This window comes from Ensifer oleiphilus (assembly GCF_013371465.1).
In the GTDB taxonomy this organism is placed as follows: Bacteria; Pseudomonadota; Alphaproteobacteria; order Rhizobiales; family Rhizobiaceae; genus Ensifer; species Ensifer oleiphilus.
On the sequence record NZ_JABWDU010000006.1, the window covers coordinates 269400 to 282088 of the forward strand.

Here is a 12689-nt window from a genome sequence, read left to right on the forward strand (position 1 = left end):
CATCCGGCGGGCGGCCGCTCTCTTGGTGTATTTTCGTTTTTCTTGCGGGCCGGCCTAAAGCGACGCCTGCAAAAGTCAACTCGCGAAAAAGGGCGGGGTCCACCTCGCCCTTGCCCTGTCGGCAACCTTTCCCGCTACAGCTTTACCCATGCCCCATTTCGTTTTGACGACTGGACGCAGGCGTCGACGAAGGCCATGCCCTTCATGCCGTCGTCGATGGTCGGATAGGTGACGGCGGGGTCGATGGCCTCGCCTTTTCGTTTGGCAAAGATCGCCCGCGCCGCTTCGGTGTAGATGTTGGCAAAACCTTCGAGATAGCCCTCGGGATGACCGGAGGGCACGCGGCTGATGCGGGCGGCGGCCGAACCGGAGCCGGCGCCGGCCCTTGTGATCTGCCGCTTCGGCTCGCCGAACGGCGTGTACCAGAGATAGTTCGGATCCTTCTGCGTCCATTCGAGCCCGCCCTTGGTGCCGTAGACCCTAACCATCAGCCCGTTCTCATGGCCGGGCGCCACCTGACTGCACCACAAGAGCCCCTTGGCACGCTGACCGTCCTTGGCCTTGAAGCGCATCATCACATGGGCATTGTCGTCGAGCTGTCGGCCCGGCACGAAGCTGTCGAGATCGGCTGCCAGTTCTTCGAGCTCCAGCCCGGAGACGAAGGCGCCGAGATTATAGGCATGCGTGCCGATGTCGCCGGTGGAGCCGCCGGCGCCCGAGCGGGCCGGATCGGTGCGCCAGGCCGCCTGCTTCTGGCCCGACTGCTCGATATTCTCCGTCAGCCAGTCCTGCGGATATTCCATCTGCACCAGCCTGACGGCACCGATGTCGCCGTTTTGAACCATTTCGCGCGCCTGGCGCACCATCGGATAACCGGTGTAATTGTGGGTCAGCACAAACAGCGCATCGCTGTCGTCGGCCGCCTTCTTCAACTTCTTCGCATCCGACAGCGTCGAGGTCAGCGGCTTGTCGCAGATCACATGGATGCCGCGCTTCAAAAACTCTTTTGCCGCTTCATAGTGCACGTGGTTGGGGGTGACGATCGCCACCGCCTCGATGCCGTCCTTCAGCTTGGCCTCGCGGATCGCCATCTGCTTGAAGTCGGAATAGACGCGCGACGGATCGAGCCCGAGTTCGCGGCCGGAGCTTTCGGCCTTGCCCGGTGTCGACGACAAGGCGCCGGCCACCAGCTCGTAGTGATCGTCGAGCCGGGCGGCGATACGGTGCACCGCGCCGATGAAGGCCCCCGAGCCGCCGCCGACCATGCCGAGCCGGATCCGCCGCTCGCGCCTTTCGCTCGTTCCCTCGATTGCCATCGTCCTGTCTCCTCGTGTCGGTTTGTCGTGTTCTCTCGTGAAGCTGCCCGCATTGTCGAGGCTGCCCCTCATCCGCCTGCCGGCACCTTCTCCCCGCCAGCGGGGAGAAGGGATATGCCGCACCCTCTTCGCTTCCGCCCTGGTTCTTCTCATCCTCGCCCGCACCCTGTGGCACGTCCCCTCTCCCCGCCCGCGGGGAGAGGGTTAGGGTGAGGGGCTGCGGCTGGCGCTGCGGTTAAGTCCGGACCTGCCGCCCCGCCTCAAATCCCCAACAGCCGCCGGTTGGCCGCCTCGTCGGTGCCGCTATCGGCAAAGTCGTCGAACGCCTTCTCGGTGACGCGGATGATGTGGTGCTTGACGAAGTCGGCACCCTCGCGCGCCCCGTCTTCGGGATGTTTCAGGCAGCACTCCCATTCCACCACCGCCCAGCCGGCAAAATCATTGGCTGCCATCTTGGAAAACACCGCGCCGAAATCGACCTGGCCGTCGCCGAGCGAGCGGAAGCGGCCGGCCCGGTTGACCCAGCCCTGGTAGCCGCCATAGACGCCCTGCCGACCGGTCGGGTTGAACTCCGCATCCTTGACGTGGAACATCCGGATGCGATCCTTGTAGATGTCGATGTTGTCGAGATAGTCGAGGCACTGCAGCACATAGTGCGAGGGATCGTAGAGCATGTTGGCGCGGGCATGGTTGCCGGTGCGCTCCAGGAACATCTCGAAAGTGATGCCGTCGTGCAGGTCCTCGCCCGGATGGATCTCGTAGCAGATGTCGACGCCGCAATCCTCGGCGTGGTCGAGGATCGGTTTCCAGCGCTTCGCCAGTTCGTCGAAGGCGGTCTCCACCAGACCGGCCGGGCGCTGCGGCCAGGGATAGACGAACGGCCAGGCAAGCGCGCCGGAAAAGCTCGCCATCGCATCAAGCCCCAAATTCTTCGAGGCCGTCAGCGCCAGCTTCACCTGCTCGACCGCCCATTGCTGCCGTGCTTTCGGATTGCCGCGCACTTCCGGCACCGCAAAGCCGTCGAACACCTCGTCATAGGCCGGATGGGTGGCGACCAGCTGGCCCTGCAGATGGGTCGAAAGCTCGGTGATCACAACGCCGTTGTCGCTGGCAATGCCCAAAAGCTCGTCGCAATAGGTTTTTGACGTCGCCGCCTTGTTCAAATCGATCAGCCGCGAATCCCACGTCGGCACCTGCACGCCCTTGTAGCCGCAGTCGGCAGCCCACTTCGTAATCGACGCAAACGAGTTGAACGGTGCGACATCCCCCGCAAACTGCGCCAGAAACAGGCCGGGGCCCTTGATCGTTTTCATCCCGAATATCCTCCTGATGCTATGGCTGTCGGCAAGCCGGCCTGTTAGGCCAACGACAGGAAGAAGCAGAGTTTGGCTTCATTTTCGCCTCAACCGAAGAACCTGAAACGTTGCAGGCGCAGAAACTAGCAGATTTTTTGCAAGGGGCAACCGGCCGAGGGGCAGTTTTTGAAGATGGACTCGATGCCCCTTCCGGACAGGCAGACGAGGTCGACATCGAGCCATAGCCGCCTGCGCGACCGCCGTTGCCGCAACGAAAAAGGGAAGCCGTCATCGCGCCCCTTCTCCTCGTCCGCGGCGGATTGTGATAATCCCCATCGCGCTGGTTGCCGACCGCAAAGCCGAACCTTGCCTGGCGCGCCGGTGATACGGTGAATTGATCGACCGGCGCCTTCAGCGTGGCACCCATCTGCATGAGCATGGCGGCCTTGACCACGGCGGCGACGTCCGTGCCGATCTCCTTTGACGTTGGAGCAGGCGCGTATTGAGAATGAAAAAGGGGCGAAGGTTTCCCTCCGCCCCGTGTTCACGAAACGTCTGCGAGTGCCGCATCAGACGTAACGGTTGACGACGTTCTCCAGCAGTTCCTGCTTGCCGGACTTCGGCTGCGGGTTGAGATCGGACTTCAACACCCAGGCCTCGATCTCTTCGAGCGAGAAACCGCCTTCGAGCATCTTCTTGGCTTCGGGGACCTGCCAGCCGGCATAGCGCTGATCGAGCGGCGCGGACAGGGCCTTGTCTTCGATCATCTGGGCTGCCGCCTTGAGGCCGCGGGCGCAGCAGTCCATGCCGCCGATATGGCCGATCAACAGGTCTTCCGGGTCGAGCGACTGACGGCGCAGCTTCGCGTCGAAGTTGGTGCCGCCGCTCTTGAAGCCGCCACCGGCCAGGACCTGGTAATAGGCGAGCGCCATTTCCGGCACGTTGTTGGGGAACTGGTCGGTATCCCAACCCGACTGGTAGTCGTTGCGGTTCATGTCGATCGAACCGAAGATCCCGAGCGCATTGGCAAGCGCCAGCTCGTGCTCGAAGGAATGGCCGGCGAGGATCGCATGGCCCTGCTCGATATTGACCTGCACTTCCTTTTCCAGGCCGTATTTCTTCAGGAAGCCGTAGACGGTGGCGACGTCGTAGTCGTACTGGTGCTTGGTCGGCTCTTGCGGCTTCGGCTCGATCAGGATCGCGCCCTTGAAGCCGATCTTGTGCTTGTATTCGACAACGAGGTTGACGAAGCGGCCGAGTTGGTCGAGCTCGCGAGACAGGTCGGTGTTAAGCAGCGTTTCATAGCCCTCGCGCCCGCCCCACAGCACGTAGTTCTCGCCGCCGAGACGATGGGTGGCGTCAAGGCAGGTCTTGACCGTCGCTGCCCCGAAGGCAAAGACATCCGGATCGGGATTGGTGGCGGCACCCGACATGTAGCGCCGGTTGGAGAACAGATTGGCCGTGCCCCAGAGCAGCTTGACGCCTGTGTCGGCTTGCTTCTTTTCAAAGTAGTCGACGATCTCGTTGAGGTTCCTGGTGTTCTCGACGAAGTTGCGGCCTTCCGGGCGCACGTCGGCGTCATGGAAGCAGTAATAGGGAACGCCGAGCAGCTGGAAGAATTCGAAGGCGACGTCTGCCTTCAGCTTAGCCGCGTCCATCGTGTCCTTGAACCAGGGGCGCTCGAAAGTCTGTCCGCCGAAGGGATCTCCACCCGGCCAGACGAAGGTGTGCCAGTAGGCGACCGCAAAGCGCAGATGGTCTTCCATGCGCTTGCCGAAGACGACCTCGTCCTTGTTGTAGTGGCGGAAGGCGAGCGGATTGCTGCTCTCCGGTCCTTCATACTTGATCTTGGCGATATCGCCGAAAAATCCCGTGCTCACGGTGTAGCTCCTCTTGAAAGTTGGTGTGCCGTCGTCGCCGAGGCAAAACGTCCGGCCATTACGTGGAAGGTAATTGGTTTCATTCCCTCGGCGGGCGATAGCTGGGGCATCGAAACGCCAACCATGGGAACACTCAGATGAACGACTTCAACGAAATCGCCGAAGCCTATATCGCCGCCTGGAACGCGGAGGCCGGCAGCCGCAACGAGCTGATCGAAAAGGCCTTTACTGCCGATGTCGCCTATCGCGACCCGATCATGCAGGGTGACGGGCACGAGGGCATCGGCGGCCTGATCGCCGGCGTGAAGGGCCAGTTCCCCGGCTTCGTCTTCACGCTCAAGGGCACGCCCGACGGGTTTGCCGACACGATCCGCTTTTCCTGGGCGCTCGGCCCCGAAGGCGTCGATTCCGTCATCGAAGGCACCGACATCGGCCTGATCGAAAACGGCCGGCTGAAGCAGGTGACCGGCTTCATCGACAAGGTACCGGCGCAGTAAAGCCGGTTGATCGACAGGCGTGGAAGGGCGCGAGGCGGTCACGTCGTCGCGCCCTTGATGGCAGGATAAAGGCGCCGATAGCGCTGGTAGGCTTCCTCGTAGGCGGGCACCAGGCCGGCCTCGGGCGCGATTGTTTCCGCAGTTTTCGGCGCGTAGCAAGTCGCAACAGGGTCGGCACCGGTCGCTGCGATCAGACCGAGGCGCGCGGCACCGAAGGCGGCACCGAAATCGCCGTCAGCGGGCAGGTCGACCGGCAGATCGAGTGCCGTGGCGATCGACTTCAGCCAGTAGCGTGAGCGCGAGCCGCCGCCGATTGCGGTCACCCGCGACAGCGTCGTACCCGCCGCGCGCAAGGCCTCGAGGCTGTCGCGGATGGCAAAGGAAACGCCTTCCATCACCGCCTGCGTCAGCACCACGCGGCTGCTTTCATGGCCGAGCCCGGCAAAGGCGCCGCGGATGGCCGCATCGTTGTGCGGCGTGCGCTCGCCGGAAAGATAGGGAAGGAAGGTCACGCCGCCGGGCGCCTTCAGCGTCTCGCCAAGCTCGGTGCTGAGATCGGCGGCGCTGCGGCCAGCGATCCCCGAATACCAGTTGAGCGCATCGGTCGCCGACAGGATGACACCCATCTGATGCCAGGTGTTCGGCAGCGCGTGGCAGAAGGCATGAACGGCGCTTGCGGGATTGGGCAGGTAGCTGGCATTGGCGGCAAACAGCACGCCCGACGTGCCGAGCGAAACGAAGGCGTGGCCCTCACCCACAGTCCCCATGCCGCAGGCGGAAGCGGCATTATCACCGGCACCGCCGGCGACCACGACATCGCCCGAAATTCCCCAGCCTGCGGCGAGTTCGGACCGCAAAGTTCCGGCCGCATCCGTACCTTCGACGAGGGCCGGCATCTGCCGTTCCTCCATGCCCGTGGCGGAAAGCAGGCTTTCCGACCAGCGGCGGTTGGCCGTATCGAGCCAGGCGGTGCCGGCCGAATCCGACATTTCCGAGATATGCTCGCCGGTCAGCCACAGGCGCAGATAGTCCTTCGGCAACAGCACCCGGCGCACCCTGGCGAAAATCTCGGGCTCGTTGTCACGCACCCAGACGAGTTTCGGCGCAGTGAACCCGGGAAAGACGATGTTGCCGGTGACGGCGCGGAATTGCGGATCGGCGTCGAGTGCGGCCGCCTCGCGAAAACTGCGAGTGTCGTTCCAGAGGATGCAGGGGCGCAACACCTTGTCGTCGGCATCCAGCAGCGTTGCGCCGTGCATCTGCCCGGACAGGCCGATGCCACGCACCGCCGCAAGGGCTGCCGGATGCGCCGCCTTCAGGCCGGCAATTGCCTGCTCGGTGGCGCGCACCCACTCGGCCGGATCCTGCTCCGACCAGCCCGGATGCGGTCGGGAGACGTCGAGCGCGCCGGAAGCCGAGCCGATAATGCGCTGACTGTCGTCGATCAGCATCGCCTTGACGCCCGACGTGCCGAGATCCAGTCCGAGATACATGTAGGCCTCCATTGAGAACAACCTCAGGAAAAGCGCACAGCGATTTTCCGTCGGGAATTGTGTAAATTCAAAGCATTACGCCGGTTCGACCGGCAGGTTGTCTTTCAGGAAGATGTCGATGCGGATGCGCTCCTGCGCCTCGATCATCGACAGCCCGTCGGCGCGCGCCTTCAGCACGCGAATGGCGCTCCTCACCTCATGACCCGCATCCTGGTTGAGCAGCGCATCGATGGTGCCCGAGACCAGTGCGGCACGGCTGTAGGGCGTCAGTTCGTGCGCAATCGCGCAGATCTCGGACTGCCGCCCGGCCTTTTCGAGCGCCGCGATCAGGCCGCGGTTGCCAGCGCCGAGGCTGTAGATGCCGGCGAGATCCGCGTGCGCAGCCAGCAGATCCCGTACCAGTGTCTCGACCTCGGTCGGATCGTCGTGCCCCTCGACCACGGGCAGCAGATGGCGTCTGGCGACCCCTTCGCCAACAGCGGCGCTGAAGCCTTCGAGACGATCGCGATGGTCTCTGACCAGCATCGAGCCGGCAACGATGGCGACCGGACCTTCACGACTGCCGAGAAAGCGGCGCATCAGGCTGCCTGCCGTGCGCCCGGCTGCAATGTTGTCGACACCGGCAAAATGGTCGCGCTCCGACCCGGTCAGATCGGAGACGAGCGTAACGACGGCAATGCCGTCTTCGCGAAGCCGCCCGACGGCTGCCACCACTTCCGGCGCTTCAACAGCAACGACGGCAACGCCGGCCGGCCCGCGGCGGCGCGCTTCGTCGAGAGCATCGGCCAGTGCCGCCGCATCGAAGGCTGGAACGGAGAGGATGGTAATCTCGGTGCGCTCGACGGCGGAACGGGCTCTTGCGAATTCAATCTCTGCCTCAAGACCGCGCATGAAGGCGTTCTCGCCTTCAGGCAGGATGAAGATCAGCGGATAGCTGCGGCTCTTGGCAAGGTTGGCCGCCGCCACGTCCCTGACATAACCGAGCGTCGCGATGGCGCGCTCGACCTTGTCGCGCGTGATCGACCTGACCCCCGGGCGATTGTTCAAAACCCGGTCGACGGTCGCAAGGCTGACGCCTGCTTCTGCAGCAATATCGTGAACTGTAGGGCGCATCATTTCCTCCCGCAAACTGCCTTAGAGGAATTTTTGATGTACGTAAATCAAAAATGCGAGCGAGACCGCCGAACGCTGTTTTCGCTGGCTAAAACCGCTTGCTGAACGCCTGGGTGAAAGCAACCTCGCCGTGACCTTTTCCGGCTTCGCCAAGCGCCACGTCCATGAAACCGTCGGTCACGCGCACAAGCGCGAAACCACCCATATAGGCCGCCTTCGGCTTGAACAGGTCCAGGCCCCCGCGGCGATAGATCATCGCGGTTTCGTGCTGATGGCCGTGAAAGAGACCGATGACGTTGTAGTTCTTCATCGCGTCGGCGAGCGCCTGCCGCTCGGCAGGACTCCACCAATGCGGCGGACCATCCCCCTGATCGTCGAAGGTTCTGGCGGAGGCATCCCAGACTTCGGTCGAAAAAGCGTCCCAGCCGTAATGCTGGAACAGGATCACTGGCCGGCCGTCGGCCGCATAGGTCGTCAGATCCTGCTTCAGCCACGGCAGCGCGTCGACCGCGCCCTTGCTGACATCGCCGCCGAAGCGCTGGAGCTGGACGAGATGCAGCCCGCCCCAGTCCCAGGAGTAGCAGTCCGACAGTGGATCGTAATTGGTCACCGGCACCGGCGGCCTGTAGAACACCGTCTGGCGATGGTTGAGTTCGACATAGTCCCGCAGTTCGCGGCGATACCAGTCCACATGCGGAGGCGGCCCGTCCTGGTCGAGGTCATGATTGCCGAGACCCACATAGACGGGGAAGTGGACCCGGTCGGCACCCGGCCCTTCCTGATAGCGACTGGAAAACTGCTGCAACTGCCGCCCCTCGCGCGGCTGGCGCACCTGCCCGCCGCCGTCATCGGTCAGGTCGCCGCCCAGCACCAGGCCAAGCGGATGGCCGATCCGACGGCCGGCGCTGCCGAGCCCGCTCGCCTCACCGGCAACGCTTTCGGGCCACCGCATCGCCGGCAGGCCATTGAGCGCCGCCAAGTGACGTAAAAGGTTCTCGTCGGTCTTGCCCTCCGCCGCACAGTTCGGCGCAAGGCCTTCGGTCGAGACGAGGCACGCATGGATGTCATTGGAAAACAGGAAGGTGGCATCGATGGGCGGGCGCCCGGCTGCCCGTGTCGGGCTTGCCAGCAATGCCGCACCCATGCCGGCCGCACCGGCAAGGAAGGAACGCCGGGAGATGGCGAAGCGCCTGGATGGCTGCATGAATGACCCCGTTTCCGCCCGACCGACGGCATCGGATCGACGATCACGGGCCGGCCGGAGATTGTTTTCCGGCCGGATTGTGCAGCAACGCGACGATCGCGTAAACCGTGCGGATGGGCTTGGTTGCCGGGCCTAGTGACCGCCGCCGCTTGGGCCAACGCCTTCCGGTTTCTTGATCATCATCACACCCAGGATCAGCGACAGGAAGAGCACCGTCAGGATGACGAAGACGTCGCTGAACGACAGGATCATCGCCTGCTTCTGTGCCATCGCTGCCAACTGCTTGATGGCGATCGTCGCACCGTCGAGGCCATGGGCGTCGAACTTGGCCGTCATGTTGTTGAACTGCTCCATCGCTTCCGGGTTGCCCCACTGGATATGCTCGGAGAGCCGGGCATAGTGCAGGTCCTGGCGCTGGGTCAGGATGGTGTTGATCACCGCAAGGCCGACCGCGCCGCCGAGGTTGCGCGTCAGGTTGAAGAGGCCGGATGCGCCGCGCATGCGCGCCGGCGGCATGGTGCCGAGCGCGATGTTGTTGATCGGCACCATGCACAGCATCAGCCCGACGCCACGCAGGATCTGCGGGATGAACAGCTCGTAGAAGTCCCAATCGGCCGTCAGGTGCGCCATGATCCAGGTGCCGCTGGCAAAGCTGGCAAAGCCGATGGTCATCAGCACGCGCGGATCGAGCTTGCCCGACAGGATGCCCGCAACCGGCGCGGTCAGGAACATGGCCAGGCCCGAGACGAACATCGTCTCGCCGATCATCAAGGAATCGTAGCCGCGGATGCGCCCGAGATAGAGTGGGTAGAGATAGGTGAGGCCATAGAGCCCGATGCCCATGACGAAGGAGAACATCGAACCGAAGGCAAAGTTGCGGTTGGAGAATGCCCGGAGGTCGACCACCGGGAATTCCACCTTGAACGCCCTGTAGAAGAAGATCACCGCGGCGATGACGGTGGCAACGGCGCCCATGACGATGTGATCGTCATTGAACCAGTCGTTGGCGTTGCCCTCTTCCAGAACATATTCGAGCGACCCGAGGAAGACCGCCATCGAGGCGAGCCCCCACCAGTCGAACTTCTTGAAGAGGCTGAGCTCCGGCTTGTCGAAATCGATGAAGGTCCAGGTCAGCGTTGCGACGATGATGCCGGGTATGACATTGACGAGGAACAGCCAGTGCCAGGAAAAGGCGTGGCTGAGGTAGCCGCCGACGGTCGGGCCGATGGTCGGCGCGAGCGTGGCGATCAGGCCGATGATCGGCGAAACGATGTTGCGCTTCGACGGCGGGAAGATGGTGAAGGCGGCCGCAAAGACCGACGGGATCATGCCGCCGCCGATAAAGCCCTGGATCGCCCGGTAGACGATCATCTGGTCGATGTTGGTGGCGGTCGCGGCGAGCGCGCTTGCCGCGGTGAAGCCCGCAGCCGACACGGAAAACAGGACGCGGGTCGACACGATCCGCGCGAGCGTGCCCGACAGCGGGATCATGATGACTTCGGCGATGAGATAGGATGTCTGCACCCAGCCGATTTCGTCCGAGCCGGCCGAGAGGCCCGCCTGGATCTCTGCAAGCGAGGCCGAAACGATCTGGATGTCCAGGATCGCCATGAACATGCCGACGACCATGGCGAAGAAGGCGATCAGCCTTCTCGGATCCATATGTTCCTCGACCTTCGGTGCGGCTACCGCCACCGAGCCTGCTGTTGCCGTTGCGGCCATCTGAGCCACTCCCTGCGTGTAAAGGCGCGGCGGCGCGTTCCATCGAACACGCCGGCGCGTCAGGCCCGATTACTTCGTGGCGGCGACGTTGGTCTCAGCGGGCGCTGTGCGCGTGTCGACATCGACGACGACGCTCAAGCCCGCCCGCAGATGGCGCTGCGCCAGCACATCGGCCGGCAGCGTGATGCGCACCGGCACGCGCTGGATTACCTTGGTGAAGTTGCCAGTGGCGTTTTCGGCCGGCAGCAGCGAGAACACAGAGCCGGACGCCGGCGAGATCGAGGCAACCGTGCCTTCGATCGCGTGCTCGTCATAGGCGTCGATATGGACCTTGACCTTCGAGCCGGGGACCAGATGCGCGATCTGCGTCTCCTTGAAGTTGGCGTCGATATAGAGCTGGTCGACGGGCACGAGAGCGGCCAGACGCTGACCGGCCGAGACGAGATCGCCGACCTGGACGGCGACGTTGCCGATGACGCCGTCATATGGCGCCTTCAAGACGGTAAAACCGAGGTCGCGATTGGCCTTGTCGCGGGCAAGCTCCAGCGAGCGGATCTGGCTTTCCGCTTCGGCGCGCTGCGCCTGCAGCACGGTGATGTTGGCGTTTGCGGTCGCGATGTTGGCATCGGCGCCGGCAAGGTTGGCCCGGGCCTGGTCCAGCGCAACGTCGGCATTGTCGCGGGAAGCAACGGTGCCGACGTCCTTGGACTGGAGGTCGCTTGCGCGCTTTTGCGCAAGTTCGGCGCCGCGCACCGTTGCTTCGAGAGCGTTTTTCTGGGCTTGCGCCTGGGCAAGGCTCGCCTTTGCCCCGGCGATCTGCGCGTCGAAGCGGCTGAGCGCCAGCTTCTGCGTCGCGATCTGGGCCTCGGTCTGCTCGGCGGCGATGCGGTAGTCGCCGTCATCGAGCGTGACCAGTGGGTCTCCGGCCTTCACCTGCTGGTTGGCGACGACGTCGACCTTGGCGACATAGCCCGAAACCTTCGGGGAGATCGTGGCGATGTCGCCCTCGATATAGGCGTCGTCGGTCGAAACCATGAAGCGGCCATTGGTCCACCAGTCATAGCCATACCAGCCGCCTGCGGCCAAAGCGGCGAGGCCGAGAACGGGCAAGATCGGGCTGCGCTTCTTCTTTTTCGAAGCAGCTTCGACAGCGGGCTCCTGCGTGACCGCAGGCGCCTCGGCAGTCGCCCCCTTGGCTTCGGGCACGGCCTCATGGGTCTGCGGAACTTCAAAATCCTCGCCAACAGGGCGAACGCGAGCGGCGCTGGACGTTTTGGATGCGGACATGGGTACCGGCCTGGTTAATGAGAGGTAACTGAACTGAACCGTTCGGTTCGATCGAAACTTGACTTAATCGCTTTGACGTCGCATATCAAGAGGGAATCGAACCACGCGGTTCGATGGACGAAATTTTAATGCGAACAGGACGGGCACAGACGGCGATCATGGAACCAGCAAAGACCGGACAGAACGAGACCATCCAGGCTGCCAACGGCATGGACGAGCAGCTTTGTCCCGGCGGCGGGCGCCATGCGGCGGGCGAAGACCCTGCCAAGCGCCAGCAGATACTCGAGGGCGCGCGGCGGGTCTTCATGAGCCAGGGCTTCGATGCCGCCAGCATGAACGACATCACCCGCGAGGCCGGCGTCTCGAAGGGGACGCTCTACGTCTATTTCGAGAACAAGGAAGATCTGTTCAAGGCGCTGATCATCCAGGGCAAGACCCGGGTGGTGCAGACTGCCAAGCATGCGCTCAACGATCATGACGATGTCGAGGAATCGCTTTTTGATTTCGGCGTGACGCTGACGACCAGCATGACGGCGGAAGAGACGATAAGGTCCATGCGCATGGTGATCGGCGTCATCGACCGCATGCCGCATCTGGCCGAACGCTTCTTCAGCGAGGCGCCGGAAAACGGCTACACGGTGCTGAAGGCCTATCTCGATCGCCAGGTTCCGGCCGGCACGCTGGACATCGAGAATACTGAGATGGCCGCCAGGCAGTTCATCGAAATGGCGCAGGCAGGGCTGTTCAAGCATCGGCTGTTCGGCGGCATGTGTTCGGCACCGCCCCGCGAGCAGATCGAGGGCACGGTTACCGCCGCCGTCAGGGTCTTCATGGCCGCATACGGACCGAAGACGAACGCGGGCTGAGCAAGCCCGACGGCGC

10 protein-coding genes are annotated in these 12689 nt (G+C 63.5%); 2 read left to right on the plus strand and 8 right to left on the minus strand.

The window, feature by feature from the left end; genetic code table 11:
• Positions 1 to 134: 134 nt before the first annotated feature.
• The 3 genes from HT585_RS22650 to xylA form a co-directional block, all read right to left on the minus strand.
• Positions 135 to 1316, minus strand: a complete 1182-nt coding sequence (locus HT585_RS22650) for a Gfo/Idh/MocA family protein (RefSeq protein WP_176355046.1) — start codon at positions 1314 to 1316, stop codon at positions 135 to 137.
• A gap of 260 nt (positions 1317 to 1576) precedes the next feature.
• Positions 1577 to 2629, minus strand: a complete 1053-nt coding sequence (locus tag HT585_RS22655; protein ID WP_176355047.1) for a sugar phosphate isomerase/epimerase family protein — start codon at positions 2627 to 2629, stop codon at positions 1577 to 1579.
• A 551-nt stretch (positions 2630 to 3180) separates the two neighbouring features.
• Entirely contained in the window at positions 3181 to 4491 is a 1311-nt protein-coding gene (xylA, locus tag HT585_RS22660; RefSeq protein ID WP_176355048.1) for a xylose isomerase, read from the minus strand.
• Between the two features lie 137 nt (positions 4492 to 4628).
• Between xylA and HT585_RS22665 the strand changes: the two genes are divergently transcribed.
• Positions 4629 to 4988, plus strand: a complete 360-nt coding sequence (locus tag HT585_RS22665; RefSeq protein ID WP_176355049.1) for a nuclear transport factor 2 family protein — start codon at positions 4629 to 4631, stop codon at positions 4986 to 4988.
• A gap of 38 nt (positions 4989 to 5026) precedes the next feature.
• Here the strand turns inward: HT585_RS22665 and xylB are convergent, their stop codons facing one another.
• The 5 genes from xylB to HT585_RS22690 form a co-directional block, all read right to left on the minus strand.
• The gene (xylB, locus tag HT585_RS22670; RefSeq protein ID WP_176355050.1) at positions 5027 to 6481 is read right to left on the minus strand and encodes a xylulokinase; all 1455 of its coding nucleotides are present in this window, start codon (positions 6479 to 6481) and stop codon (positions 5027 to 5029) included.
• 75 nt (positions 6482 to 6556) lie between these two features.
• Entirely contained in the window at positions 6557 to 7594 is a 1038-nt protein-coding gene (locus tag HT585_RS22675) for a LacI family DNA-binding transcriptional regulator (RefSeq protein ID WP_176355051.1), read from the minus strand.
• Positions 7595 to 7682: 88 nt separating this feature from the next.
• Positions 7683 to 8798, minus strand: coding sequence for a metallophosphoesterase (locus HT585_RS22680; RefSeq protein ID WP_176355052.1), 1116 nt, complete (start codon positions 8796 to 8798; stop codon positions 7683 to 7685).
• Between the two features lie 132 nt (positions 8799 to 8930).
• Positions 8931 to 10520, minus strand: a complete 1590-nt coding sequence (locus HT585_RS22685; RefSeq protein WP_176355053.1) for a DHA2 family efflux MFS transporter permease subunit — start codon at positions 10518 to 10520, stop codon at positions 8931 to 8933.
• Positions 10521 to 10589: 69 nt separating this feature from the next.
• Positions 10590 to 11807, minus strand: a complete 1218-nt coding sequence (locus tag HT585_RS22690; RefSeq protein WP_176355054.1) for an HlyD family secretion protein — start codon at positions 11805 to 11807, stop codon at positions 10590 to 10592.
• A 158-nt stretch (positions 11808 to 11965) separates the two neighbouring features.
• Between HT585_RS22690 and HT585_RS22695 the strand changes: the two genes are divergently transcribed.
• Positions 11966 to 12673: a TetR/AcrR family transcriptional regulator gene (locus HT585_RS22695; RefSeq protein ID WP_176355055.1), complete on the plus strand. Its 708-nt coding sequence runs from the start codon at positions 11966 to 11968 to the stop codon at positions 12671 to 12673.
• Positions 12674 to 12689: the final 16 nt, after the last annotated feature.

What these genes read in the sequence shown, in the direction of transcription:
- HT585_RS22680 (WP_176355052.1), bottom strand. Translation starts at nt 8,798, where the DNA reads ATGCAGCCATCCAGGCGCTTCGCCATCTCCCGGCGTTCCTTCCTTGCC.
- xylB (WP_176355050.1), bottom strand. Translation starts at nt 6,481, where the DNA reads ATGTATCTCGGACTGGATCTCGGCACGTCGGGCGTCAAGGCGATGCTG.
- HT585_RS22655 (WP_176355047.1), bottom strand. Translation starts at nt 2,629, where the DNA reads ATGAAAACGATCAAGGGCCCCGGCCTGTTTCTGGCGCAGTTTGCGGGG.
- HT585_RS22695 (WP_176355055.1), top strand. Translation starts at nt 11,966, where the DNA reads ATGGAACCAGCAAAGACCGGACAGAACGAGACCATCCAGGCTGCCAAC.
- HT585_RS22675 (WP_176355051.1), bottom strand. Translation starts at nt 7,594, where the DNA reads ATGCGCCCTACAGTTCACGATATTGCTGCAGAAGCAGGCGTCAGCCTT.
- HT585_RS22685 (WP_176355053.1), bottom strand. Translation starts at nt 10,520, where the DNA reads ATGGCCGCAACGGCAACAGCAGGCTCGGTGGCGGTAGCCGCACCGAAG.
- HT585_RS22650 (WP_176355046.1), bottom strand. Translation starts at nt 1,316, where the DNA reads ATGGCAATCGAGGGAACGAGCGAAAGGCGCGAGCGGCGGATCCGGCTC.
- HT585_RS22690 (WP_176355054.1), bottom strand. Translation starts at nt 11,807, where the DNA reads ATGTCCGCATCCAAAACGTCCAGCGCCGCTCGCGTTCGCCCTGTTGGC.
- HT585_RS22665 (WP_176355049.1), top strand. Translation starts at nt 4,629, where the DNA reads ATGAACGACTTCAACGAAATCGCCGAAGCCTATATCGCCGCCTGGAAC.